At 34.8% G+C, this 24,346-nt stretch carries 27 protein-coding genes and 1 pseudogene; 17 read left to right on the top strand and 11 right to left on the bottom strand.

Going from position 1 to position 24,346, the window contains the following annotated elements:
• Positions 1-14: 14 nt before the first annotated feature.
• Positions 15-842 carry a glycosyltransferase family 2 protein gene (locus ACJJVI_RS08725; RefSeq protein ID WP_036582118.1) on the bottom strand — a complete coding sequence of 276 codons (828 nt, stop codon included), beginning with the start codon at positions 840-842 and terminating at the stop codon, positions 15-17.
• A gap of 105 nt (positions 843-947) precedes the next feature.
• Here ACJJVI_RS08725 and ACJJVI_RS08720 point away from each other — a divergent pair, with 105 nt between their 5' ends.
• The gene (locus ACJJVI_RS08720) at positions 948-1,712 is read left to right on the top strand and encodes a glycosyltransferase family 2 protein (protein WP_317290905.1); all 765 of its coding nucleotides are present in this window, start codon (positions 948-950) and stop codon (positions 1,710-1,712) included.
• Here the strand turns inward: ACJJVI_RS08720 and ACJJVI_RS08715 are convergent.
• Together ACJJVI_RS08715 and ACJJVI_RS08710 are read right to left on the bottom strand one after the other, a co-directional pair.
• Positions 1,666-2,535 (bottom strand): glycosyl transferase, encoded by an 870-nt coding sequence (locus ACJJVI_RS08715; RefSeq protein ID WP_405351476.1) that lies wholly within the window; start codon positions 2,533-2,535, stop codon positions 1,666-1,668. The genes ACJJVI_RS08720 and ACJJVI_RS08715 overlap by 47 nt on opposite strands.
• A 2-nt stretch (positions 2,536-2,537) precedes the next feature.
• Positions 2,538-3,302 carry a lipopolysaccharide kinase InaA family protein gene (locus ACJJVI_RS08710; RefSeq protein ID WP_405351474.1) on the bottom strand — a complete coding sequence of 255 codons (765 nt, stop codon included), beginning with the start codon at positions 3,300-3,302 and terminating at the stop codon, positions 2,538-2,540.
• Positions 3,303-3,413: 111 nt separating this feature from the next.
• On the opposite strand from ACJJVI_RS08710, the gene ACJJVI_RS08705 reads away from it, so the two are divergent.
• The 8 genes from ACJJVI_RS08705 (at position 3,414) to ACJJVI_RS08670 (ending at position 9,739) form a co-directional block, all read left to right on the top strand.
• Entirely contained in the window at positions 3,414-4,301 is an 888-nt protein-coding gene (locus ACJJVI_RS08705; RefSeq protein ID WP_405351473.1) for a hypothetical protein, read from the top strand.
• A 14-nt stretch (positions 4,302-4,315) separates the two neighbouring features.
• Positions 4,316-4,966 (top strand): L-threonylcarbamoyladenylate synthase, encoded by a 651-nt coding sequence (locus ACJJVI_RS08700; RefSeq protein ID WP_081908537.1) that lies wholly within the window; start codon positions 4,316-4,318, stop codon positions 4,964-4,966.
• A 4-nt stretch (positions 4,967-4,970) separates the two neighbouring features.
• Positions 4,971-6,404, top strand: coding sequence for a CCA tRNA nucleotidyltransferase (locus ACJJVI_RS08695; RefSeq protein WP_405351471.1), 1,434 nt, complete (start codon positions 4,971-4,973; stop codon positions 6,402-6,404).
• 46 nt (positions 6,405-6,450) lie between these two features.
• Positions 6,451-6,894, top strand: coding sequence for a hypothetical protein (locus ACJJVI_RS08690; protein ID WP_146128671.1), 444 nt, complete (start codon positions 6,451-6,453; stop codon positions 6,892-6,894).
• Positions 6,895-8,136: a peptidase T gene (gene pepT / locus ACJJVI_RS08685; RefSeq protein ID WP_405351469.1), complete on the top strand. Its 1,242-nt coding sequence runs from the start codon at positions 6,895-6,897 to the stop codon at positions 8,134-8,136.
• 72 nt (positions 8,137-8,208) lie between these two features.
• On the top strand, positions 8,209-8,808 hold the full coding sequence (locus tag ACJJVI_RS08680) for a hypothetical protein (RefSeq protein WP_405351467.1): 600 nt from the start codon (positions 8,209-8,211) through the stop codon (positions 8,806-8,808).
• 71 nt (positions 8,809-8,879) lie between these two features.
• Entirely contained in the window at positions 8,880-9,248 is a 369-nt protein-coding gene (locus tag ACJJVI_RS08675; RefSeq protein ID WP_348021754.1) for a DUF1801 domain-containing protein, read from the top strand.
• Positions 9,248-9,739, top strand: coding sequence for an SRPBCC family protein (locus tag ACJJVI_RS08670; protein WP_042271197.1), 492 nt, complete (start codon positions 9,248-9,250; stop codon positions 9,737-9,739). The genes ACJJVI_RS08675 and ACJJVI_RS08670 overlap by 1 nt, the downstream gene beginning before the upstream one ends.
• A 109-nt stretch (positions 9,740-9,848) precedes the next feature.
• Here the strand turns inward: ACJJVI_RS08670 and yajC are convergent, their stop codons facing one another.
• The 4 genes from yajC to ACJJVI_RS08650 form a co-directional block, all read right to left on the bottom strand.
• Entirely contained in the window at positions 9,849-10,145 is a 297-nt protein-coding gene (yajC, locus tag ACJJVI_RS08665) for a preprotein translocase subunit YajC (protein ID WP_036581753.1), read from the bottom strand.
• 3 nt (positions 10,146-10,148) lie between these two features.
• Positions 10,149-10,619: a DUF1573 domain-containing protein gene (locus ACJJVI_RS08660; RefSeq protein WP_036581755.1), complete on the bottom strand. Its 471-nt coding sequence runs from the start codon at positions 10,617-10,619 to the stop codon at positions 10,149-10,151.
• 55 nt (positions 10,620-10,674) lie between these two features.
• Positions 10,675-11,613 (bottom strand): transcription antitermination protein NusB, encoded by a 939-nt coding sequence (locus tag ACJJVI_RS08655; protein WP_051788677.1) that lies wholly within the window; start codon positions 11,611-11,613, stop codon positions 10,675-10,677.
• A gap of 104 nt (positions 11,614-11,717) precedes the next feature.
• The gene (locus tag ACJJVI_RS08650; protein ID WP_042295716.1) at positions 11,718-12,818 is read right to left on the bottom strand and encodes a Glu/Leu/Phe/Val dehydrogenase; all 1,101 of its coding nucleotides are present in this window, start codon (positions 12,816-12,818) and stop codon (positions 11,718-11,720) included.
• A gap of 140 nt (positions 12,819-12,958) precedes the next feature.
• Here ACJJVI_RS08650 and ACJJVI_RS08645 point away from each other — a divergent pair, with 140 nt between their 5' ends.
• The 3 genes from ACJJVI_RS08645 to ACJJVI_RS08635 all read left to right on the top strand — a co-directional run bounded on the left by ACJJVI_RS08645 (position 12,959) and on the right by ACJJVI_RS08635 (position 17,846).
• Complete coding sequence (locus tag ACJJVI_RS08645; RefSeq protein WP_405351464.1) at positions 12,959-14,713, top strand: ABC transporter ATP-binding protein; 1,755 nt, start codon at positions 12,959-12,961, stop codon at positions 14,711-14,713.
• 165 nt (positions 14,714-14,878) lie between these two features.
• Positions 14,879-15,262, top strand: coding sequence for a PUR family DNA/RNA-binding protein (locus ACJJVI_RS08640; protein ID WP_036581765.1), 384 nt, complete (start codon positions 14,879-14,881; stop codon positions 15,260-15,262).
• A 73-nt stretch (positions 15,263-15,335) separates the two neighbouring features.
• Entirely contained in the window at positions 15,336-17,846 is a 2,511-nt protein-coding gene (locus ACJJVI_RS08635) for a M14 family metallopeptidase (protein ID WP_405351461.1), read from the top strand.
• 589 nt (positions 17,847-18,435) lie between these two features.
• Here the strand turns inward: ACJJVI_RS08635 and ACJJVI_RS08630 are convergent.
• From ACJJVI_RS08630 to ACJJVI_RS08620, 3 genes and pseudogenes are all read right to left on the bottom strand, one after another.
• A pseudogene (locus tag ACJJVI_RS08630) lies at positions 18,436-18,828 on the bottom strand (RtcB family protein); the annotation flags it as partial.
• Between the two features lie 288 nt (positions 18,829-19,116).
• On the bottom strand, positions 19,117-19,449 hold the full coding sequence (locus ACJJVI_RS08625) for a tRNA-binding protein (RefSeq protein WP_348021801.1): 333 nt from the start codon (positions 19,447-19,449) through the stop codon (positions 19,117-19,119).
• Positions 19,449-19,748, bottom strand: coding sequence for a hypothetical protein (locus ACJJVI_RS08620; RefSeq protein WP_042297343.1), 300 nt, complete (start codon positions 19,746-19,748; stop codon positions 19,449-19,451). Before ACJJVI_RS08620 ends, ACJJVI_RS08625 begins: the two co-directional genes overlap by 1 nt.
• Before the next feature lie 148 nt (positions 19,749-19,896).
• On the opposite strand from ACJJVI_RS08620, the gene ACJJVI_RS08615 reads away from it, so the two are divergent.
• On the top strand, positions 19,897-20,451 hold the full coding sequence (locus ACJJVI_RS08615) for a thioredoxin family protein (RefSeq protein ID WP_042271184.1): 555 nt from the start codon (positions 19,897-19,899) through the stop codon (positions 20,449-20,451).
• Between the two features lie 57 nt (positions 20,452-20,508).
• Here the strand turns inward: ACJJVI_RS08615 and ACJJVI_RS08610 are convergent, their stop codons facing one another.
• Complete coding sequence (locus tag ACJJVI_RS08610) at positions 20,509-21,045, bottom strand: DUF1599 domain-containing protein (RefSeq protein WP_042248215.1); 537 nt, start codon at positions 21,043-21,045, stop codon at positions 20,509-20,511.
• A 56-nt stretch (positions 21,046-21,101) separates the two neighbouring features.
• On the opposite strand from ACJJVI_RS08610, the gene folP reads away from it, so the two are divergent.
• Genes folP through ACJJVI_RS08590 form a run of 4 tightly spaced genes read left to right on the top strand, consistent with a single transcriptional unit; the run spans position 21,102 to position 24,341 of the window.
• Positions 21,102-21,932: a dihydropteroate synthase gene (folP, locus tag ACJJVI_RS08605; RefSeq protein ID WP_405351458.1), complete on the top strand. Its 831-nt coding sequence runs from the start codon at positions 21,102-21,104 to the stop codon at positions 21,930-21,932.
• Between the two features lie 27 nt (positions 21,933-21,959).
• Positions 21,960-22,736, top strand: a complete 777-nt coding sequence (locus ACJJVI_RS08600) for a diadenylate cyclase (RefSeq protein WP_036581850.1) — start codon at positions 21,960-21,962, stop codon at positions 22,734-22,736.
• Complete coding sequence (locus tag ACJJVI_RS08595; RefSeq protein WP_193743791.1) at positions 22,733-23,533, top strand: DUF3667 domain-containing protein; 801 nt, start codon at positions 22,733-22,735, stop codon at positions 23,531-23,533. The genes ACJJVI_RS08600 and ACJJVI_RS08595 overlap by 4 nt, the downstream gene beginning before the upstream one ends.
• Entirely contained in the window at positions 23,517-24,341 is an 825-nt protein-coding gene (locus ACJJVI_RS08590; protein WP_036581855.1) for a DUF3667 domain-containing protein, read from the top strand. The genes ACJJVI_RS08595 and ACJJVI_RS08590 overlap by 17 nt, the downstream gene beginning before the upstream one ends.
• Positions 24,342-24,346 lie beyond the last annotated feature (5 nt).

The following is a 24,346-nucleotide window of genomic DNA, read 5'->3' as shown; positions in this document are numbered from 1 at the left end:
AATTACCGTCTCAATTAAGATTTTTTCACAATTCCATAAGGCGTGTAGTCCTTCTTTTCAGTGCGAGTAGCTTTTCTTATGGCTAGATTTTTATCTATTGATTCTTGGTTTTTATAACCACGCGCATGGTCTAAATGTAGACATATAGCACTATATCTAATCTGTTTAGACTTAATACCATAATTGAATAAGCGTTCTCCTAGTTCTCTATCCTGTCCGCCATATTGCATACGCTCGTCAAAACCATTTACAGCTTTTAAATCGGTTAACCAGCCACTAGAGTTATGACCATTCCAACTAGCATTAGTAGGTGTTAAACGTTCCATAACTCCTGCCTGAACAAATCCTGAAGTAAGCTTTTGGTTTTTATAAGAAGATGGCAACCCATTTTCTTTCAACCATTTTAAATCAAAACACTTTTGCGTTGCTATATCTTCCTTAGTAATGGATTGAGATAAATCAAGAGGTAATTTATAGTAACCACCAGATAGAAAATATCCTGGCGAACGGCGCTCGTAATGAATCTGTAAAAAGTCTTCTCTAGCAATACAGTCTCCGTCAGTCATGACTACATATGGAGAAGTACAAGCCATCAATGCTTTGTTAAGAATCTCACTTTTTTGAAAACCATTATCCTCATGCCAGACATGAATGATAGGTTTTGAAGAAATGGTTCTATAATGATCTATAAAATCTTTAGTTTCTTGACCACTTCCATCATCTGCAATTACGATTTCAAATTCCCTAAAGATTTGATGCTCATAACTCCACAAGGTTTTTTCTAACCACTCTACTGAGTTATATGTACTAATGACAACAGATATAGACGGATTTTCTATCATAAAAAAGAATAATACTGTAAATTTCGACAAATTTAGTGATTCATAAGCGGTTATATGAATTACAAGTTTATTTTTGCTCAGTAAACCCCAGAACCTACCTGCCATATGTCCAAAGTTTCATTATCTGCTATAGTACCTGCATACAATGAGGCACACAATATTGTTGAAGTTTTAAAGAGTGTTGATTTTTGTGATGAAGTTATCTTAGTAGACAGTAATAGTACTGACAATACTATAGAACTAGCACAACCACATATCACAAAACTATTAACTAGAGAGTACGTACATAGTGCTTCTCAAAAAAACTGGGCAATCCCGCAAGCAAAACATGAATGGATTCTATTAGTAGATGCAGATGAGCGAGTAACGCCTGCATTAAGAGAAGAAATCCTCACACTACTAGAAACTATAGATGATCGTGAAGAAGTAGGTTACTGGATGAAGCGTCGCAACTTCTTCATGGGAAAGCAAATACGCCATAGTGGATGGAAAAATGATCGCGTTATACGTCTCTTTAAAAAATCTAAATGTAAATATGTTGATAAACATGTACATTCAGAAATTGAGGCCGATGGTAAAGTAGGTTGGTTAGAAAACAAACTATTACACTACAAGTATATAAGCATCGATCATCATGTCGATAAGTTACAACGATACGCAGGTTTACAAGCTCGTGATTTTGATAAAAAAGTAGGGAAAATAACAGCCTTTCACGTCGTTATTAAGCCCATGTGGGGTTTTACAAAACATTACTTTGTACAACTAGGGTTTTTAGACGGTTTTGTAGGGTTCTCTATCGCTTACTTAAGAAGCTATGGAATATTTATGCGTTATGTAAAGTTATGGCTTTATCGTCGCGGTCTGGATTAATAATATCTAATAACTCTTTGCCATAATGATTCTCTATCTGTTCCCATTGAACACGTTTTTGATCTAAATTATTATTAGTCTTCTTTAATGCTACTTTTTGCGTTCCCCAAATAGGAATAGGCTCTGGAGCAGGAATTATCGATGCTACTGATTTTTTGTGGTTAAGAATAGTCATTGTTTTAAACCATAAATCATCACTACGCGGCGATATTTTTGTAAATAAATCAATATTTGTTGCGTCTTTATTTAAAATACCTGGTGGATATAATACTAGAAATGCACCTACTGGCATTAACAACAATTCATTCCTTAAAGGCTTTCTAGTAAAAGGCCATTTCAGGTATGGTAGCGCCTCACCATTCTCATAAGTAATTTCACGGCAGTTATGAGCTACAACATGACCTTGTTGTTTTAAATGTGATTGATATAAATTCCCTAAAGTCTCACTAGGATATATTAAATCATCATCTGAGGTGACTAATATTTTATCTGGAAAGGCATCCAAACTATGAATCAATTTACGATGAGAAAACAGATAAGGAGAGAATCTAATTTCAAATACATCACCTACTAGTTTACTTAAATTTTTAGGCACTCGATTTTTAAAGTCGTCATTAAGCCACAACACAATTTTCTCAGGTTGTGCATCTTGTAAAATTAAACTACGTATTGTTAAGTGTAATGTACTTATTCTACTCGGGATAGTTGTCAGAGTTACTATCACAGGTATTTGGTCTGACTTTCTTTTTCTAAGATCCTTAAGACTTTTAAACTTCATCTTTAAAGATGATATTAAAGAATTAGGTATTTCGTTTAATTTCATAATTACTTTTTTCCTTTAATTAAAGATTTAAACTTTTTCTTCAAACGCTTCTTCCGATGAAAAGCTTCTTGAAATTCCTGTGTGTACTTCCACATTTGTGCAATGGTTTCCTCAGGACGCTTTCGCGAAAGCGTAGCATATTCCTTTCCCATTACTTCATACATCCATTTATGAGGTGATAGTCTTTCAAAATTTTTAAGACGGTCATCCCACGGAATCTCATAAAACTTCATGCGGTTCAAATCGACCAAAGCAAATTCATAATGATCACCTACCTTAGTGATTAAGGTGTTTCCTGGTGAATTATCTAAAAAATAAACACCGGACTCGTGCATATGATAAATAAATCTAGTAAACTCTTTTAGAATTTGTTCCTTATCTTCTATTGAGTCGTCATTAATAAGCTCTCGATAGGTAAAATCGCAATTTAATTGCTTTGAAATATAGAAACTAGTACCAAAATTAAACAAGGATTTTTGTTCTAGATAGGCGATAGGATCTGGTGTACCTATTCCTTTTTCCATAAGGATTGTAGCATACTCAAAAGAACGTTGTGCTTTTGATTTTCTTAAAAATCTATATACTATTTTATTAATAGCATTAGGCTTTCTGAATCTCTTAAAATTAAGAGATTCACCATCTACATCAATAACTTTTACCACATTACGTCCATCGTGTAATGACCTTCCTATCTGGTCAAAACGAGTAATCGCTCCTTCTATTGAAGGTTTTAAATATTGATATGAATCTTGATAAACGCTTTTCATGTGTCAAAACTACGAGAAGTTGATAAATACACATCCTTTGTTTTCATTTATCTTTACATCTATACCTACATAAAATAGTAAATCCCGATTTTTGTACCCTAAGAGACCTCGATGATTCAGAAAATAAAATCAAGTTATTATAAAAAGGCAACGTTTAAAAAGATTCTAGGTATGGATCAAAAAAATGATGGCGTTATCAACATACATCGTTATGACGTGTCCAACGTAGGTGATCTTTATTGCGCACCACATCAATACTTTAAAGAACTAGAAGGTAAATATTCTGATATTTTTTTATATAAACGCACTGATCAAAAAGACAGAAATCAGCTAGTAAACGACATCGTTGATAATTCTTTAATTATAGGCGGTGGTGGTTTATTAAACAGAGGAAGCTTTACTAATCAAATGAAATTTTATGAAAAAATAGCCCAGCAAGGAAAAAAAACAGTCTTATGGGGTATAGGTCATAATGAGAAAAAATCCAGTCTTTATGGCAAGATCAATTCATATGATGTGGATGTTACCAAATTTGGAATAGCCGGAACAAGAGATTATAAAATGCCAGGAGAATGGTTACCATGCGTGAGTTGTTTACATGAACTATTTGATAATTCATACAAAACGACACAAGAAATAGGTGTTATTTTCCATAAAAAAACGATTCAGCAACCTAGTATAACTTCAAAATTTAAAGAATACCCTAGCACCTCAAATACTGTTGACCTAGAAGGATTAATAAATTTTATAGGAAGAAGTGAACACATTATAACAGATAGTTATCATGCTATGTATTGGTCCATGTTATTAGGAAAAAAAGTAGCCGTTATTCCTAATTCTTCTAAATTTTACGATTTTAAATACGATCCTGTTTTTACAGATTTTGACAACGCTCTTAAACAAGTTAAGAATGCCACGATAAAGGACGGATTGTTAGAGGAATGTCGTGAGCTTAATCGTAATTTTGCCAAAAGAGCTTTTGAATACCTAGAAGTCTAATAATACAGTAGATTATGCCACGACGCAGTGAACGCGATAGAAACAGAAGAGATCAAGTAAGAGGACGCACTCCTAGCAAGAAAAAGCAAGAAGTTGTAGACTTACCTATGGAAGATGTAAGAGAAGCAGTTACTGCTTTAAAGAAAGGTAAAATTATTCTTTATCCTACAGACACGATTTATGGTATAGGCTGTGATGCCACTAACTATGATGCTGTAGAAGAACTTTATAAAATTAAAGAAAGAGATCCAGCAAAATCACTAATTATCTTAGTAGATAGTTTTGACATGCTAGACCGTTATATTGAAGAAGTGCCAGAGATGGCATGGCAAGTTTTAAAATTAAATAAAAAGCCACTTACTATAATCTATGACAGGCCTAAAGCTGTTGCAGAGAATCTAATCGCCACAGATAATACACTAGCCATAAGAGTGACTAACGATCCAGTATGTCGTGCATTGATCAGAGGATTAAGAAAGCCTATCGTTTCAACTAGCGCAAACTTAAGTGGAGAAAAAACTCCCGTAGGATTTATAGATATAAGTGAAGAATTGAAAAGTAGAATAGATCATATCCTAGATTTACCACTTGCCAAAACTAATGTCCCACCATCATCCATCATTAAAATATCAAATGATGGAACAATGAAAATATTGAGAAAGTAACATCATGGAGCAACTGCAATTTAAAGATGCAATCTCACATCCAGTATTCAAAACCATTAGTGAAGCTGCAGCAGCAATAGGAGTTGACGCATATGTTATAGGTGGATTTGTAAGAGACTATTTTCTCAAACGTGGTGCAAAACAAGATATAGATATCGTCGCAGTAGGCAGCGGTATCGAACTTGCTCAAAAAGTAGCAGAATTGTTACCGCAAAGCACTAAGGTATCTGTTTTTAAAACCTACGGTACCGCCATGGTAAAAACCGATAATTTTGAACTTGAATTTGTAGGTGCTCGCAAAGAAAGTTACACTAGAGACAGCCGCAATCCCATCGTTGAGGATGGTACTCTAGAAGATGATCAAAACCGTAGAGACTTTACCATTAACGCCATGGCTTTCTCATTAAACCCAGAAAACTACGGACTTTTAGTAGACCCATTTAATGGAATGGCAGATCTTGAAAAAAAGATTATTAAAACCCCATTAGCACCGGACGTTACTTATAGTGATGACCCATTACGCATGATGCGAGCCATTAGATTTGCTGCTCAATTAAACTTTAGGATTAACGATGATTCATTTCACAGTATAAAGAATAATGCAAGTCGCATCAAAATCATCACAAACGAACGTATTATCACAGAATTAAATAAAATCATGATGTGTAATGAGCCATCTCATGGATTTATTTTATTAGAGAAAACAGGTTTGCTATCTTATTTCTTGCCAGAGCTTACTGCACTAAAAGGCATTGAAGAAGTAGAAGGTCAGAAACATAAAGACAACTTTTATCATACCCTAGAAGTAGTCGATAACATCTCTCGCAATACAGACAATTTATGGTTGCGATGGGCTGCTTTATTACATGATATAGGTAAGGCGCCGACAAAGAAATTTAGTAAAAAAGTAGGCTGGACCTTCCATGGTCACGAATTTAAAGGAGCTAAGATGGTCTATCATCTTTTCAAACGTTTAAAGATGCCACTTAATGATAAAATGAAATTTGTGCAATTAATGGTGCGCATGTCCTCTAGACCTATAGCAGTCATTGATGAAAGTGCTACAGATAGTGCTGTACGGAGACTAGTCCATGATGCTGGCGATCATATTGAAGACTTAATGACATTATGTGAGGCAGACATCACTACAAAAAATCCATATCGCTTTAAAAAGTACCATAACAACTTCCAAAAAGTAAGAGATAAAATTATAGAAGTTGAAGAACGTGATCATGTACGTAATTTTCAGCCACCAGTTAGTGGAGAGGAAATCATGAAAGCTTTTAACTTACAACCATGTCGAGAGATAGGTATGATTAAAAGCGCGATTAAAAACTCCATCCTCGATGGCGATATCCCTAATGAACATGATGCAGCCTATGCTTTTATGATTGAAAAAGGTATAAAACTAGGCCTTACAAAAGTAGAAGAACTTTAAGAGTATCGCTTTCGCGAAAGCGGAACACAATTGCTATCTTTAACCTATGAAAAGGAATGTTTTATATATTATTCTATTGTATTTGATAAGTTGGAACGCTAACTCACAAATAGACAACGACAGCAACCTAGAACAATTCAATTTATATGTATTGCCACAAGCACAAATTGAGGTTCAACTAAGTTTTGATAGTAGAATACTGCGCAACGACCCTAGAGCATTCTCTGTAACACCAGGTCGAGAAGGAATAGATATGATGGCTATTTATAGAGAAAAACAAGATCTAGAAGAGAAAGAATACATACCTTTTGTAGTTGCTCATTTTGAACGTAAAAGACAGCAACAGCAGGAACAACAACAAAGTACTTTATCTAGACCATCGAGTCTTACCGTTCAAAATCCGTACTATAGTAATTCAAACTACACGCTTCAACAACTACGACGACAGAGTTACTTTAATCAATTATACAGACCTATTTACAGATATTAAATGATCAATAAACAAGAAATTACAGACAGATTTATTAGCTACATCACTATTGATACAGAATCTGACCCTAACAGCGAGACGACACCTAGTACCGAAAAGCAATGGGATCTAGCACGTAAGCTTCATCAAGAACTAACTGACATGGGAATGAGTGATGTGAGTATTGATGAGAATGCATATGTCATGGCTACACTGCCATCTAATGTTGATCATGATGTTCCGGTTATAGGTTTCATATCACATTTTGATAGCACGCCAGACTTTACAGGAAAAAATATCAAACCTCAAATCATCCATGATTATGATGGTGGAGATATACCGCTTAAAGGCAGTGACCTTATTTTAACACCAGACTATTTTGAATCTTTAATTCAATATAAAGGGCAAACGATAATAACCACTGACGGTACTACCCTACTCGCAGCAGATGATAAAGCAGGTATCACAGAAATCATGACTGCAATGAAGATAATGATTGATAATCCGTCTATAAAACACGGTACTATTAAAGTAGGCTTTACACCTGATGAAGAAATAGGACGTGGCGCACATAAATTTGATGTAGAAAAATTTGGAGCAGATTGGGCATATACAATGGATGGTAGTCAGATAGGTGAGCTAGAATATGAAAACTTTAATGCTGCTGGAGCCGTGGTAACATTCCATGGTAAAATTGTACATCCAGGATATGCAAAAGGTAAGATGATTAACTCTATGTACATCGCCCAAGAGTTTATCGAGTCACTTCCTAGAATGGAAACTCCAGAACATACTGAGGACTATCAAGGCTTTTTTCATTTACACAACATGAAAGGTGCAGTGGAAAAAACAGAACTACAATATATTATTAGAGATCATGACCGTGGCCATTTTGAAGCCCGTAAAGAAGTAATGATGAAACTTGTTACTGATTTAAATGCACAATATGATCGTGAGGCTGTAACCATTGAAATTAAAGATCAGTATTTTAACATGCGTGAAAAAGTTGAGCCAGTAATGCATATTGTTGATGTGGCAGAGAAAGCTATGCGTGAACTAGGTATCGAACCACTTATCAAACCAATTCGCGGCGGAACAGACGGCTCTCAATTAAGTTATATGGGATTACCATGTCCTAATATATTTGCAGGTGGCCATAACTTTCATGGACCTTATGAGTACGTGCCAGTTGAAAGCATGATGAAAGCTACAGAAGTTATTGTGAAAATAGCAGAGTTAGTCGCTGTGGACGCTAACAGTTAAACGATTAACTTTAAATTAGATATCGACGCAACGTTATCTCAATAATTACATCTAGTCACTACAAACTAAACTATGAAAAAAATAATTTTAACAGCGATTGCAATTTGTACATTAAGCATTGCTATGGGGCAACAAGAAGAACTAACAGATTCACAAGAACGTATGGAAAGTTTCAATTCTGTTAAAAAACATGAAGTCAGTCTTGATGTTGTCGCAGCTATAGGTGGTTTAGGCATCAACCCAAGATATGAGTATGTTTTAGGAAGGTATTCTGGTGTTGGAGTTGATCTTAATATCGGGATTTTTGATAACGATGATAATTTTGAATACATAGAAACATTTAGTTTAACGCCGTATTATAGACAATACTTCTTTTCAAAAGAAGATTATGGTGCTAAAGGCTTTTATGGAGAAGGCTTTGTAAAAGTTTTCACCTTTGATGACGGGTATTATGAAAATGATATTTTTGGTTCTGGAAGCTACAGGACTGAGTCTTATACCGAGGCTGCCATCGGTGTTGGTATAGGATGGAAATGGGTAAGCGACAGTGGTTTTTTAATAGATGTAGGTTTTGGAGTTGGTCGTAATTTAGGCATTGCGAGTGACCCACAAGATTATGAACTACCTGCCGTTACTGGTCGTGGTGGAGTCAACTTCGGGTGGAGATTCTAATTAGAAATTTATACTTAAAACGAGCCTAGCGGCTCGTTTTTTTTATCCCACAATCCTTAATAACAGCTAACATGGCAAATCCTAAGGCAAAGAACACACAAGAATACATCTCCTTTTTTCCAAAATGGAAATCTCATTTCAATACTATTTACAATGTGTTACAAAACACAGAACTTGAAGAGTCCATAAAATGGGGAGCACCATGTTATACCTTAAAAGGTAAAAACTTAATAGGTATGGTAGGTTTTAAAAATCATTGTGCCGTATGGTTTCACAAAGGTGCTCTTTTAAAAGACAATAAAAATGCATTGATAAATGCGCAACCTGGCAAAACCCAATTATTAAGACAATTACGCTATTGTGAATCTGACATGGTAGATATTGAATTACTTGAAGAATATATTATAGAGGCTATCGCGATAGAAAAAAACAATACATAATGCCAGAGTTACATTTAAAGACTTATATAAAAGCTCCTATTCAAATAGTTTTTGATCTAGCTAGAAGCATCGATTTACACATGCTATCACTAGAACACACTAATGAAAAAGCGGTAGCGGGCAGAACTACTGGCCTAGTTGAGAAAAACGAGACCGTTACCTGGCAAGCTAAACATCTAGGAATAACGCAAAAACTTACTAGTCATATCACTGACGTAGAACCTTATCATTTTTTTGCAGATGAAATGATCAGTGGAGCTTTTAAAAGTTTCAGACACGAGCATCATTTCGAACAATTGGAAAATGGTGACACTTTTATGCGTGATGTATTTTCATACACTTCACCATTGTGGTTTTTAGGCAAAATTGCAGATAAATTTTTCTTAGAAAACTATATGACTAAATTATTAGAGCAGCGCAATTTAACACTCAAACAGGTCGCCGAAGATGGTAGATGGAAAGAGTTGCCCGGTATGGACAAACACTTATAACTAGCAAAGCTTTCTTTTAAGTCTTCAATACAACCTATAACCAGCGACAATTTTAAATATAAAAAGCCCTTGATTTCTCAAGGGCTTTTTATTTACGAAGTAAAACTTCTTAATTTTCTTTAGGTGCTGCAGTTAGCTTTTTAGATAACTCAGTAGAAATCGCTGATCTCTCAAAAGTTATTTTTCCTGCTCCAGTTTCAACTTGAACAGTACCTTTATCTGCATTGATCTGGCTTATTTTTCCGTGTATCCCACTGGACATAATAACCTTATCACCTATTTTAAGAGTCTCTGCAAACTCTTTTTCTTCTTTTCTGCGTCGGGCCTGTGGTCTTAAGATGAGGAAATAAAAAATCACCACCATAAGTGCAATAGGTCCCCATTGCATGATCAAATCTTGATTCATCAATTATGCGTTAGGAGCAGCAGGCTTAGCCTTAGGAGTAACAAATCCTTTGATACGAATAGACTCAGTACCAGATTCAGTGTTTGCCTTAATTGTAACCGTTTTAGTCTGGTTATTAGGTTTTCCGTTAGTGTTAAATTTAACTAACATAGATCCTTCTTCACCTGGAGCGATAGGCTCTTTAGACCAAGTAGGAACAGTACATCCACAGCTACCTTTTGCGTTAACAACGATAAGTGGTGCGCTACCTGTATTTTTAAATTTATATTCATGCTCTACAACAGTACCTTCATCAACAGTACCAAAATCATACTCTACTTGCTCAAATGTCATTGCAGGAAAATCTCCAGCAACTGACTCACGCTCTGCAGCGGCAGTTAAGTTTGCTTCATCAATCGTTGCAGCAGCTTTCTCATTACAACCTGTAATTGCCATTGTAGCTATAGCAGCTACCATTAAAACCAATTTTTTCATAATATAATTTTTAAATTCTTTTTTAGAGTATTGCAAATGTAACTAAAAGAACGATTTACATCAAGCCACGACCTGATTTATTAAGAACACCTTCCGTTTCATATTCTTTAGACAGGTTATCTAAGATACCGTTTATAAAGAAGCTACTTTTAGGAGTAGAATAATCCTTAGATATTTCTAAATATTCATTAAGACTTACTTTAACTGGTATGCTATTGAATTTAAGGAACTCACATTGCGCCATCATGATTAATACCAGATCGATTTGTGCAATACGATCTTGTTCCCAATTAGGTGTTTTTCCTTCAATACGTTCTAGAAACTCTTCTCTATTAAACAAAGTTTTTCTAAAAAGGTCCATCGTGAACTTTACGTCATCCTCATCTTTAATAAGCTCTGGTAATTTAATTTCCTTTCCAGGTTTTATCTTGCGCAAGAACATTATCATAGCAGAGTTTACTAATGGATAATCGTCTGTCCATGTGATATTCTCATCTTCTAAAAAGTCAAGAATTTCATCGTTAGGAGCAATTATGTCTGTATATATTTGAGTTAAGAATTTAAGATCTGCTTTAAGCGACTGATCTGGTTCACTCATATAGATGACATATGTTTTACTCGTTGTAATCTGGTTATACAGATTTTCTACATATCTAACATTAAGATGCCATGGTTTAAGATCACGCTGTTTAAGAGCATCAACTAGAACCTGACTTTCTCGCAGTTTCGTTAGTATTTTATTATCTATAAAATTACGGGTTGGATTAAGATCAGAATCTGTTGCCAGATGACGTTGCTGTCCTTTAATTACTTTATCCTCTGCTAATTTGTGTATTTCTACAAGTAATTGAGTCATGTACAAAAACAAAGAATAGGTCTTTGTCATGCTTTGATTTAAGAAAGTTTCAAATTCTTTAATCTCTGCATTCTCCTGCTTCTGAAAAGCAAAAATGGCTTGCATCACTTTGATACGTAGTTGTCGACGGGTAAGCATAAGAACGTTTTTTAAGTATACGCTTTCGCGGAAGCGTTATTTAAATATTAATAAGGCCCAACGGACCATAATTGAAAGGACAAAGTTACTACTTTACTGGCAACTTATCCACGGTTTTCCTGACGACGAGCATCAATACGGGCTTGTGCAATTTGCAACGCTGCGGTATGAGTAGTCACGCCATTTTGTTGCGCTTTGTTTAAAATCTCGATGGTCGTAGTATATATGTTCTCTGTTTTACGCATGATTTCAGAACGGTCATAACCTTCTAACTCTGCATAAACATTAATAATTCCACCTGCATTGATTAAGAAATCTGGTGCGTAAACAATACCACGTTGTTGTAGAAGCATACCATGTTTACTTTCATCTGCTAGTTGATTATTTGCTGCTCCAGCAACAATATCTGCTTGTAATTTCTGGATGGTATTATCGTTTACCGTGGCACCTAATGCACATGGTGCATAGATATCCATCTTTTCGGCATGAAGATCAGCGCCTGTATAGATTTTTGCTCCGTACTTTGAACTTACTTCTTCTAAACGATCTTGATTAATATCGGCGATATAAACTTGAGCTCCTTCTTGAGTAAGATATTCTACAAGAGTTTCTCCTACGTTACCTATTCCTTCTACATAAACTATTTTATCTTCTAGAACATCGCTTCCATATTTATATTTTGCAGCCGCTTTCATTCCCATAAACACACCATATGCAGTTATAGGAGATGGATTACCTGCTCCACCTTTTTCTTGAGAAATACCGGTAACATATGGCGTTACCTCACGCACTGTATCCATATCACCTGTAGTCATTCCTACATCCTCGGCAGTGATATACTTTCCACTTAAAGAATGTACAAACTCTCCAAAACGACGCATCATTTCTGGAGTTTTTTGAGTTTTGGCATCACCAATTATAACGGCCTTTCCTCCACCTAGATTTAATCCGGTAATAGCACTTTTAAATGTCATTCCACGAGAAAGACGTAAAGCGTCATTTAATGCAGCCCATTCATTGTCATACTGCCACATACGTGTCCCACCTAAAGCTGGACCTAGAACAGTATTGTGAATTCCTATGATGGCTTTTAAACCTGTATCTTTGTCATTACAGAAAACGACTTGTTCGTGATCGTCAAAAGACAACTGTCCAAAAACAGGATCTTGGTTAATAATCTTTTCCAATGTAGTATGTTGAGACATGAATGATTTTTTAATGGCTGTTTTAAATACTCTTAAAAAGCGTGCAAAAATAACGTCATTTTAGCAACTTAACAATAACACTGACTTAAATTCGCGTTTAGAATATAGAAAGTAAATTCTTTGAAGGATTTTTACCTATTATGAAGGAACTTAAAAAGCTCAATAAACTTTTTGTAAAGTACAAGTGGCAACTGCTAGGAGGATTTCTAGTTACCATAATTGCACGAGTACTTTCCATCTTCTTACCTAAATATATAGGTAAAATCATCAACTTACTTAATGATTGGGGTAATGGTAACATTACAGATGAGTCATTTCTCAATGATCAATTGTTATTATACATCGGTATTATTCTAGGTACAACATTACTTTCTGCAGGACTTACTTTTGTAATGCGTCAGTTAATTATTGTGGTATCTAGACATTTAGAATATGATCTCAAAAATATCATCTATAATCAGTATCAAAGATTATCACTAGGCTTTTACAAGCAAAACCGAACTGGTGATCTAATGAATCGTATTAGCGAAGACGTCTCAAAAGTACGCATGTACATGGGACCAGCTTTAATGTATAGTGTTAATATGATTACCTTATTTGCTGTAGTGATACCTGCCATGATTTACACGGCTCCTACTCTAGCTATTTACACCATCATACCACTTCCCTTTTTATCAGTAGCGATATATTTAGTTAGCCGCGAGATTCAGAAACGTTCAAAACTGGTTCAAGAACAACTCTCTAGTTTAAACACAATTGCCCAAGAATCTTTTAGCGGAATATCTGTTATAAAGGCTTACAATTTATCACAGCAAATGAATGAGCAGTTCACTGTTGTTGCAAATGACAGTAAAGAAAAAAACATAGACCTAGCTCGTATTCAAGCCTTGTTTTTTCCTTTAATGGTCTTACTTATAGGCCTTAGTAACATTCTTGTCTTATATATAGGAGGAAAACAAGCAGCAGAAGGCATTATTGAAGTAGGTGTCATTCCAGAGTTCTTAATTTATGTCAACATGTTAACCTGGCCAGTAGCCGTTGTCGGTTGGGTGACTAATATGGTACAACAAGCAGCCGCATCACAAAAACGTATCAACGAATTTCTAGATATCAATCCCGCAATTCAAAACCTGGTTGAAACAGATACGCCGGTTACCGGAAACATCACTTTTGACCATGTGAATTTTGTTTATGAAGATACTAATATACAAGCACTTAAAGATGTAAGCTTCACTATTGAAGCAGGTAAAACATTAGCCATTTTAGGTAAAACCGGTAGTGGTAAATCTACCGTACTTGAATTAATAGGTAGATTATATGATGTTACCGACGGCACTATAATAGTAGACGACTACCCTATTAAAGACCTTAACCTAGATAGATTACGACAGGCTATAGGATATGTACCGCAAGATGCGTTTCTATTCTCTGATACAATAGGTAATAATATTGCATTCGGTAAAAAGGATGCTAGTAAGGATGAAATAATTGAAGCTGCAAAAAATGCAGTAGTTCACAAAAACATTATAGACTTCACTAAAGAATATGATACGGTATTAGGTGAACGAGGTATAACCTTAAGTGGTGGACAAAAGCAACGTGTTTCAATAGCGCGAGCGATTATCAAAAAACCACAAATCTTATTATTTGACGATTGTCTAAGCGCGGTAGACACAGAAACTGAAGAAAAGATTCTAAATAATCTCAAAAAAGTGACTGAAAACACTACCACTATCATCGTTAGTCACCGAGTAAGTAGTGCAAAAAATGCAGATCAAATTATTGTATTAGATGAAGGTCGTGTTGTTGAAAATGGCAATCATGACTCTTTAATTAAAAACAATGGCTATTATGCAGAACTGTATACAAATCAAATGATGGAAGACGATCGTTAAATAATCTAGAATCTAGCGATTCTAAAAAAACATGATAGTTTAACCTTTTTAAATCCCTTTTTAAACCACAAACTATCAACTACTTCACACAATAAACCGATAATCTCTTTCCCATTTAACATTTTTTTATATTTTTGGGCTTATTGACAACCTTGAAATAGCATAATGAGCGATAGAGATTACAAAGATCAAGAAGATATTTTTTCAAAAGTAGTACGTGCAGGACGACGCACCTATTTCTTTGACGTGAGGTCAACTAAAGCAGATGATTATTACCTAACCATCACTGAAAGTAAAAAGTTCACCAATGACGATGGTAGTTTTCACTTTAAAAAACATAAAATTTATCTTTATAAAGAAGATTTTGCCGAGTTTGAAAGTACTCTTGCAGAAATGACACAATTCATCATCAAAGAAAAAGGTGATACGGTCATTTCAGAAAGACATCAGGCAGATTATAATCCGGCTGCTCATGCAACAGAAACGGTACAAACAGAAACTACTGAAGCAGCACAAAGCTTCACAGACGTTAGTTTTGATGACATATAAGTACATCACAAAGATTTCTTAAAGCCTTTCATTTTGAAAGGCTTTTTTTATTTTTAAACTTTAACAACCTACTATGTATAAAGCAATACTGATGGTGGCTTGTCTCGCTTTCGCGAAAGCGTTAACAGCACAAACACTAGTCGATCCTACATTAAGCTATTATTTACCAAATCCATCAACCACTTACAATAGTGAGATTTCTACACCACAAGAAGTACTAGGTTACGTACCGGGAAAATGGCATGTAACGCATGATAAACTCACAGAATACATGCGTGTACTAGCTAGAGAATCTGATCGCATTACACTAGAAAATCGTGGAACCACTTATGAAGGCAGACCACTGTTGCTACTGACAATTACGTCGCCTCAAAACCATGCAAATATTGAACAGATACAGGCTGATCACATAGCATTATCTGATGGCAGCAATGCATCTACCGCAAATATGCCTATCGTAGTTTATCAAGGGTTTTCTATACATGGTAATGAGCCCAGTGGATCAAATGCGGCTCTTCTTCTCGCCTATCATCTTGCTGCTGGACAAGGAGCTGAGATGGATGAATTACTGAATAATACTGTCATACTTTTTGATCCTAGTTTTAATCCAGATGGATTGCAGCGATTTGCTGGTTGGGTCAACCAACATAAAAATGAGAATATAAATCCAGATTCTTATGACCGTGAATATAGCGAGGCATGGCCTGGTGGACGTACTAATCACTATTGGTTTGATATGAATCGTGACTGGCTACCTGTTCAATTACCAGAATCTCAAGCAAGAATTGAGACCTTTCATAATTGGATGCCTAATATTCTAACAGATCATCACGAAATGGGAACTAATGCAACTTTCTTTTTCCAGCCAGGAATTCCATCACGCACGCATCCCCTAACACCAGCAATGAATCAACAGTTGACTCGTAAAATAGGAGATTTTCATGCAGCCGAATTAGATAAAATAGGATCACTTTATTATACTGAAGAAAGCTATGACGACTTCTACTATGGTAAAGGATCAACGTTCCCAGACGTTAATGGCTCTATAGGAATTCTTTTTGAGCAAGCTAGTTCTCGTGGACATGCTCAAAATTCTGAAAATGGAGTGTTGACGTTTCCATTTACTATACGCAACCAGTTTACGGCAGGCATTTCTACACTAAAAGCCGCAGTAAGTATGCGTCAAGAAATCCTAGATTATCACAAAAAGTTTTATGCCGATGCTCGTAAAGAAAATAATAATGGTGCCATCATTTTCGGAGATTATACTGATGCTGGTAGAACTGATGCACTTGCAGATATTTTAATGAGGCACAAAATAGAAGTGCGTTCTTTAAAAAATGATGTCACTAAAAACGGTAAAACTTATAAAAAGGACTTTGCTTACATCGTTCCAAAAAATCAAAAGAATTCGCGATTGATTAAAGCGATGTTTGAAAAACGCACCACTTTTCAAGACAGTTTGTTTTATGATATCAGTGCGTGGACTTTTCCGCTAGCCTTTGATATGGATTATGATGAGAATGCTAGTTTAAATGATGCTATGGATGAAATAGCATATAAGAACGGTATTGGTAAAATAAATTCGTCTGACTATGCTTATCTCATGCCGTGGAATGAGTATAAAACGCCTAAGATTTTAAATATTTTGCTTTCTGAAGGAATACGCGCAAAGGTGGCAATGAAAGAATTTACTATTGAAGGTAAAGATTATGACTATGGAACCATATTAATTCCTGTTCAAAATCAAAAATGGGATGCGTCTGAGTTTGCAGATCGTCTAGGTGATATTGCCATCCATGAAGGCTTAAGCTTTTATGGTGTTCAATCTGGACTTACTAAAGGTATCGATCTAGGTTCTCGACAGTTTAGAGCATTAACCTTACCTAAAGTTGCTTTAATAATAGGCGATGGAGTTAATCCTTATGATGCTGGCGAGATTTGGCACTTACTAGACCAGCGTTATGACATGGTGGTAACTAAGATAGATGTTAATGATATTAATCGTAAAGATTTATCGCGCTACAACACCATTATTGTTCCAGCAACCTATGGTAGCCCAGAAAATGAGGTTGTCGATCAACTTAAAGAATGGACACGTGCTGGTGGAACTTTAATAGGTTATCGCAGTGCGTTAAGATGGATGAGTAGTTCTAAATTGTTACCGCTTACTTTTAGGAGTATCGATAATCCAACAAACAACATCACCTTTGAACAACGTTCTGATTTTTATGGAGCACAAAATATAGGTGGTGCCATTTTTGAAACTCAACTAGATCGTTCACATCCTATCGCATTTGGATTTAAAGATGATCAATTACCTATGTTTAGAAACACACGACTATTTATTGAACCTCATTCAGACTCTTTCAGAAACCCGATACGTTATACAGATAACCCTTTAATGAGTGGTTATATCTCAGACCTGAATTTAGAAGCGTTGAAAAACACGGTTCCTTTTCAGCATAACAATTATGGGCGAGGTGATGTTATAGGTTTTACTGACAACACACAGTTTAGAGCTTTCTGGTATGGAACAAATAAACTATTAATGAATGCTATTTTCTTTGCAGAGGAGATGTAGGTTTTATTTTAAGCTTTAGATTGCTGGGCTGTTAGGATGCTGGGTTAATTAAAAGTAAATAATGTTAGACAATATTATACATGTATTAATAGCTATTTTGAATCTGGTTTGTTTTGGGTATTTAATTCATGTGATTGGTGGATTGATTAAATATAGAAAAAAATGTATTTGAACATAGAAACAAAGCTTTAAGCATTATTATATCAGTTCCAACCATATTCCAAGTATCTAAAAAACAACAAGAAGAATTACAATCATTTAATGTAAAACCTCTAAATTCTAGTAACATAAAGATATCTATTGAAGATAACTGGTTCAGTGATTTGAATGTCATAAGTTATAATTCAAATCAGCATCAACCACGCATAGCGACTTTATCTCACACCGGTCTTATAATGGGAATCGACTATCAGGCTATTTCAATTAATTTCACAATAAATTCAAATCAAGAATATATAAAAGTACAATACTTCAAAAACTATAGAATCTATGGCAATACCATTTATAGAAGTTTAAAATCATCAACTATGCGTATTGAATAGATGAATTAAAAAAGCTCTAACCATAGTTAGAGCTTTCTTTTTAAACATTATTTTCTTTTTTGTTTACGACGTCTTTTCACTCTCCATGGGGCATTCTTATCGACATCGCCTGCCATGATACAACCATACGGCATCACTTTCTCTATCACTTTACCTAAACCAAATTCACTCATTTGACTTCTTACAGAATCAGCGTCTTTATAAGCACTAGGTAATTCAGATATATCAATTTCATTTGAATAAAACCTAATATCTAATCCTTCTGTCTCCTCTTCAAAAATTTGTTCATTCGTTTTATGAGCTAAGTTTCTTTTATGTTGAGATCGACTCATATTTCTACCTGCACCATGAGGAGCAAATCCTAAATTATCATCTGTAGTATCTCCTTCGACAATTAAGATAGGCTCTGACATATTTAACGGTATCAATCGAAGGCCAGTGGTTTAATGATTTTAACGTATCCCAATTTATAAATCAAAAAAGAGGATTTACACATCGCTTTTCTATCTAATTCTGGTCTTGTATTTCAAACAGAGTATTTGGAAAGAATTAGATGATGCATCTTTGAAAAAATCAAATGTTTTTGAAATTACTTATTTAAAACATTCTGAAATTAAGGATTTACATGATTGAAGGTCTTTAAATCATAGAACGATTGCATTAGATTAAGCTTAAAAATCAGATGCCGTTACAGCTGGTTAAAACTTTTTTTATAATAAGATTAAAAATTATAGGACACGATCTCCATTAAGAGCACTACTATCCGGCTGTAAAAGTATCACGTCTTTATTATCTCCTACTACTCCTAACACAAGGCATTCACTCATGAAATTTGCAATTTGTTTCTTGGGGAAATTTATCACAGCAACGACTTGTTTTCCTACCAGTTCATTTTTATCATATCGCGTTGTGATTTGAGCACTTGTTTTTTTAATACCTAAAGGACCAAAGTCAATTTGTAATTGATAAGCAGGGTTTCTAGCCTCTGGAAAATTACTTACCGTAAGCACAGTTCCTACTCGCATGTCTATCTTTTCAAAATCGCTCCAAGAAATCTCCATTAATGCATTCTTAATTTCTCTATCATTTCACGAGATATAGCAACATCTGCTCCATAAGCATCTAACAATAATCCTTTTTCACCATCTGAACATTCCAGTGCATACAATATCATATTATCACCAGGATTAGTCATTCCCTCAAATCTAAAAAATTGCACAACCTCTATATCGCCTGCCTTCCATTCTTTTTTTAAATGTTTAGAATGCACGCCATCTTCTACCAAGTCAAAATCTATCGTGTATCCTTTGGACTGTAAATCCTCTACTGCTTCTGTTACTGTGTCGTATCCTTTTTTCATCTTTTTATTTTAAATTTAAAAAAATTAAAACCAATCTTCACAGGTTTAAAAAAACTTTAAGTAATCTTTTTATGGCTATTTTTTATAATTACGCTTTCGCGAAAGCGTAACAAAAATCATTTTCATACTACTAATAATAAAAAACTAAATGGCTCTAACTCCTTCTACCATGCTGCCTTTAAATACAAAGGCACCTCAATTTCAATTACTGGATACTATTAGTGGTGATATGTTGTCTTTTAATCAAATTAAAGGCAAAAGAGGAACTGTAGTCATGTTTATATGCAATCACTGTCCATTTGTTATTCATGTTAATGAAGAAATTGTAAGAATGGCAAATGATTACAGAATCCTTGGTTTTGGATTTGTAGCGATATCTAGTAATGATATTGAAAGGTATCCACAAGATTCACCAGATATGATGTATAAAACGGCTATGGAAAACGATTATACTTTTCCATATTTATACGACCAAAGTCAAGAAGTTGCAAAAGCATATGATGCGGCGTGCACTCCAGATTTTTATCTTTTTGATAGTGAAGACTTCCTGGTTTATAGAGGTCAACTAGACGATTCTAGACCTGGAAATGGCATACCATTAACGGGACGTTCTTTAAGAGAAGCGATGGATGCCATAATGGGAAATAAAAAAGTCCCTACAGTTCAAAAACCTAGTATGGGTTGTGGTATTAAATGGATCTAATTAAGGTTGCACGTTTTAAAGTTGATGACACCTGATACAGCAACTTTAGGCTTTGAATTATTGACCTAAATGAATCATCGCAAAAATGGCGTAATTAATCATGTCCTGATAATTTGCGTCTAGTCCTTCAGAGACAATGGTTTTACCTTTATTATCTTCAATTTGTTTTACTCTTAAAAGTTTTTGAAGAATTAAGTCTGTAAGCGAGCTTACTCTCATATCTCGCCATGCCTCGCCATAATCATGATTTTTATCCATCATCAACTTTTTAGTAACTGCTACATGATGGTCGTATAATTCTAAAGATTGCTCTAACGTTAAATCAGGCTGCTCTACCACACCTTTTTCTAGCTGTACTAGCGCCATGATAGAATAATTGATAATTCCTATAAACTCACTTTCCTGACCTTCGTCAACTTTAGATTCTGCAAGTGTTTGTAGTCCTCTAATGCGTTGTGCTTTAATAAAAATCTGATCTGTAAGCGATGGCAGTCTTAAAATGCGCCATGCACTACCATAATCTTTCATTTTCTTTGAGAAAAGATCTCTACAGGTTGTAACTACTGCATCATATTGCTGACTGGTCTGGGACATAAACGGATAATATTTTGTGTAAATTTCGGCTTTAAATTTTAAATAACCATAATTTAATGCATACCATCAACTGTAACGGTAGATTAATAGACCTGTCCACACCACGCGTGATGGGTATTGTTAATGTGACACCAGATTCTTTTTATGATGGCGGTAAATTAAAATCAGACTCAGATATATTAAATCAGGTCACTAAAATGTTAACTGATGGCGCTACATTTATAGATATAGGTGGTTATAGTTCTAGACCCGATGGAGTCAACATATCAGTTGACGAAGAGTTGAACCGTGTAATTCCGGTGCTAGAAGTATTGAGTAAAGAATTTAATAATCTGAATATAAGTATAGATAGTTTCAGAGCTAAAGTAATGGACCAAGCAATACAACATGGCGCAAATATGGTTAATGATATAAGTGCTGGAACGCTAGATGAAAAAGTCATAGAAACGGTGGCTCATCATCAAATTCCTTACATAATGATGCACATGCGTGGCACGCCACAAACTATGAAGTCTTTAACTGATTATGACAACCTTATAAAAGATATTAATATTTATTTTTCCCAACGCATTGCTACCGCAAGGGCTGCAGGTATTAATGATGTTATTATTGATCCAGGCTATGGGTTTGCAAAAACAATTGATCAAAATTATCATTTACTTAAAAACCAAAGACTATTAAAATTTCATGATGTACCTATCCTATCAGGTATATCCCGTAAGTCCATGATATACAAAACACTAGACATTAAAGCATCGCAAGCACTTAACGGCACTAGTGCTTTACATATGATCTGCCTACAACAAGAAGCTTCTATCTTACGCGTTCACGATGTTAAAGAAGCCATGGAAGTGATTCAACTATATCATATATTAGAATCAAATTAAACTCTATTTTTACAAAAACCGATACCATTGGAATTACCAGATTTAAGAATTCTCGACGTTATAGATATTTTGTTAGTGGCAGCACTAACCTTTTATCTATATAGACTGGTAAAAGGCACACCTGCAATAAACATTTTTATTGGGATAGTGATTATCTATATCATTTATAGCATTACAGAAACGCTTAAAATGGAATTACTTAGTCGTGCTTTAGGTGCTTTTACTGGTGCCGGAGTTTTTGCTTTGATTGTTGTATTTCAACAAGAGATTAGAAAATTTTTATTAATGCTGGGCTCTACAAATTTTACTTCTCGTAAAGGTTTCTTAAAGCAGCTTCACTTTTTTAAAGATGATATCGATACAGATCATACTGCTGTAGATCAAATTGTAAAGGCCTGTGGTGAGATGTCTAACACGTTTACAGGTGCATTAATAGTAATTAAAAGAGATGGATCACTAGATTTTGTGAAAAACACTGGTGATGAGCAAGATATCGTAGTGAACACTTCAATTATTAAAAGTATCTTTTTTAAAAATTCGCCATTACATGATGGTGCCATGATCATTGAAGGCAACCGTATCACTGCTACTCGAGTTATTTTACCGGTATCTGATAATAGAAGTATCCCTCAACGTTTTGGATTACGTCATCGTGCAGCAGTAGGCGTTACTGAAAGAAGTAATGCCATCGCTATTGCAGTAAGTGAAGAAACCGGTCAAATTTCTCTAATTAATAATGCTGAATTTGAAACTTTTGAGAATTTAGAAGACCTATCTGTAAGGATAAAAAAACATCTCGAGTGAAAACCTGTAAAAATTGTACCACCAGATACTCTAGTAAATTCAATTATTGTCCGCATTGCGGTGCACAATGGTTGGACTACAGACTTACACCTCGTAAAATCACAGCAGAGTTTACTGAACGTTATTTAGGAACTGAAAATGTTTTTATTAAAACTTGTGTTACACTATTCCGATATCCTGAAGATGTTATAAATGGATATATCACAGGACAACGCAAGAAGTATGTTAATGTGATTAATTTCTTCTTTATTAGTTTAACGCTATTCGGAATTCACATATTTGTGCTTAAAAACTTTTACCCAGAATTACTAGGGTTTGACACAGTATCTTCAAATGAAAAAAACGCAGAAGAACACCTTTCCTATTTCTATGACTATATGGGGCTATTAACCTCATTATTCATCCCATTTTATGCATTAACTGGCTGGGTGACATTTTATAAAAAGTCATATAATTTTGTAGAACATCTTGTGCTATTCGGCTATGTTTTTGGATTAATAAATCTGATAACGGTCTTATTAACGCCTGTAATCATTATTACATCTCTGAATTATTTTCAGATGTCTTCGGTTCTATCTATTTTCTCTTTTATTTTAATAGGTTGGTACTATAAAAGGATATTTAAATTATCATTTTGGAAAACGGTTTGGAAAACTTTCTTAATGACCATCCTCTACTTTATTGTACAGTCCATCATCACTTTAATCATAGGTATGATTATAATTGCAGGAATAGTTATTTTTTATCCTGATTTACTAGAAGGTCTTAATATCAAATTGAATGGAACGCAACTGTAAAAACTGTAGAAGTCTCGTATATGCTGGTAAATCATACTGTGCAGACTGTGGTGCAAAATGGATTGAAAAACGTATCACAATGCGCAATGTAGGTGCTGATGTCGCAGACATGTATCTGGGAATAGATACTAAATTTGGACGTAATTTCATAGACCTATTCACTAAACCACACCACGTCATTAATGGATATATAAAAGGTGCCCGCATGAACTATGTGGACGCCATACGATATGTCTTTATCGCTATTTTCATGAGTGGTATCTATATGTTTGTTGTGAAAACTTTTAATATCGACATAACCGCAGGCCTTGCCAATAACGATGAATTTTACAGATCATTAGGTTATACTGAAGAAAGAATAGCCGAAACCAATGTAATGAATGGTAAAGTTTTTGATTTTGTCACTAAGTATCAAGGCTTAATCATTTTCATGACCTTACCTATACTTGCGTTTATTGGACGTATTACGTTCTGGAAAAACAAGAAATACAACTTTACAGAGCATCTGGTATTTCATATGTACACTTATAGTCATTTTGTAATTGTAACAACTCCTATATCAATATTATTGAGTTTTATTAACGTAGATATTTTAATGGCGTGGTCCATGATGGCATACCCAATGCTATTCATATACAATACTTATTGCTATAAAAAATGCATGTATTTAAACTGGCAAGAAGCTATCCTTAAAGCACTTATCGCTATTCTGATATCGGTTGCTCTTGCAATAACTTCATTTTTAGCAGGTATAATAATTACTATAATAGTTGTTGTTATTTATAAAAAATATGTGAATCCAGCTTAAGAATA

It is taken from the genome of Nonlabens sp. Asnod3-H03 (assembly GCF_045063665.1).
Taxonomy (GTDB): Bacteria; Bacteroidota; Bacteroidia; order Flavobacteriales; family Flavobacteriaceae; genus Nonlabens; species Nonlabens ulvanivorans.
This window is presented reverse-complemented; position numbering and strand designations above follow the sequence as displayed.

Bases quoted from the DNA above. Each gene is read 5' to 3' on its own strand.
- ACJJVI_RS08725 (WP_036582118.1), bottom strand. From the start codon at position 842: ATGATAGAAAATCCGTCTATATCTGTTGTCATTAGTACATATAACTCA.
- ACJJVI_RS08720 (WP_317290905.1), top strand. From the start codon at position 948: ATGTCCAAAGTTTCATTATCTGCTATAGTACCTGCATACAATGAGGCA.
- ACJJVI_RS08715 (WP_405351476.1), bottom strand. From the start codon at position 2,535: ATGAAATTAAACGAAATACCTAATTCTTTAATATCATCTTTAAAGATG.
- ACJJVI_RS08710 (WP_405351474.1), bottom strand. From the start codon at position 3,302: ATGAAAAGCGTTTATCAAGATTCATATCAATATTTAAAACCTTCAATA.
- ACJJVI_RS08705 (WP_405351473.1), top strand. From the start codon at position 3,414: ATGATTCAGAAAATAAAATCAAGTTATTATAAAAAGGCAACGTTTAAA.
- ACJJVI_RS08700 (WP_081908537.1), top strand. From the start codon at position 4,316: ATGCCACGACGCAGTGAACGCGATAGAAACAGAAGAGATCAAGTAAGA.
- ACJJVI_RS08695 (WP_405351471.1), top strand. From the start codon at position 4,971: ATGGAGCAACTGCAATTTAAAGATGCAATCTCACATCCAGTATTCAAA.
- ACJJVI_RS08690 (WP_146128671.1), top strand. From the start codon at position 6,451: ATGAAAAGGAATGTTTTATATATTATTCTATTGTATTTGATAAGTTGG.
- pepT (WP_405351469.1), top strand. From the start codon at position 6,895: ATGATCAATAAACAAGAAATTACAGACAGATTTATTAGCTACATCACT.
- ACJJVI_RS08680 (WP_405351467.1), top strand. From the start codon at position 8,209: ATGAAAAAAATAATTTTAACAGCGATTGCAATTTGTACATTAAGCATT.
- ACJJVI_RS08675 (WP_348021754.1), top strand. From the start codon at position 8,880: ATGGCAAATCCTAAGGCAAAGAACACACAAGAATACATCTCCTTTTTT.
- ACJJVI_RS08670 (WP_042271197.1), top strand. From the start codon at position 9,248: ATGCCAGAGTTACATTTAAAGACTTATATAAAAGCTCCTATTCAAATA.
- yajC (WP_036581753.1), bottom strand. From the start codon at position 10,145: ATGAATCAAGATTTGATCATGCAATGGGGACCTATTGCACTTATGGTG.
- ACJJVI_RS08660 (WP_036581755.1), bottom strand. From the start codon at position 10,619: ATGAAAAAATTGGTTTTAATGGTAGCTGCTATAGCTACAATGGCAATT.
- ACJJVI_RS08655 (WP_051788677.1), bottom strand. From the start codon at position 11,613: ATGCTTACCCGTCGACAACTACGTATCAAAGTGATGCAAGCCATTTTT.
- ACJJVI_RS08650 (WP_042295716.1), bottom strand. From the start codon at position 12,818: ATGTCTCAACATACTACATTGGAAAAGATTATTAACCAAGATCCTGTT.
- ACJJVI_RS08645 (WP_405351464.1), top strand. From the start codon at position 12,959: ATGAAGGAACTTAAAAAGCTCAATAAACTTTTTGTAAAGTACAAGTGG.
- ACJJVI_RS08640 (WP_036581765.1), top strand. From the start codon at position 14,879: ATGAGCGATAGAGATTACAAAGATCAAGAAGATATTTTTTCAAAAGTA.
- ACJJVI_RS08635 (WP_405351461.1), top strand. From the start codon at position 15,336: ATGTATAAAGCAATACTGATGGTGGCTTGTCTCGCTTTCGCGAAAGCG.
- ACJJVI_RS08625 (WP_348021801.1), bottom strand. From the start codon at position 19,449: ATGGAGATTTCTTGGAGCGATTTTGAAAAGATAGACATGCGAGTAGGA.
- ACJJVI_RS08620 (WP_042297343.1), bottom strand. From the start codon at position 19,748: ATGAAAAAAGGATACGACACAGTAACAGAAGCAGTAGAGGATTTACAG.
- ACJJVI_RS08615 (WP_042271184.1), top strand. From the start codon at position 19,897: ATGGCTCTAACTCCTTCTACCATGCTGCCTTTAAATACAAAGGCACCT.
- ACJJVI_RS08610 (WP_042248215.1), bottom strand. From the start codon at position 21,045: ATGTCCCAGACCAGTCAGCAATATGATGCAGTAGTTACAACCTGTAGA.
- folP (WP_405351458.1), top strand. From the start codon at position 21,102: ATGCATACCATCAACTGTAACGGTAGATTAATAGACCTGTCCACACCA.
- ACJJVI_RS08590 (WP_036581855.1), top strand. From the start codon at position 23,517: ATGGAACGCAACTGTAAAAACTGTAGAAGTCTCGTATATGCTGGTAAA.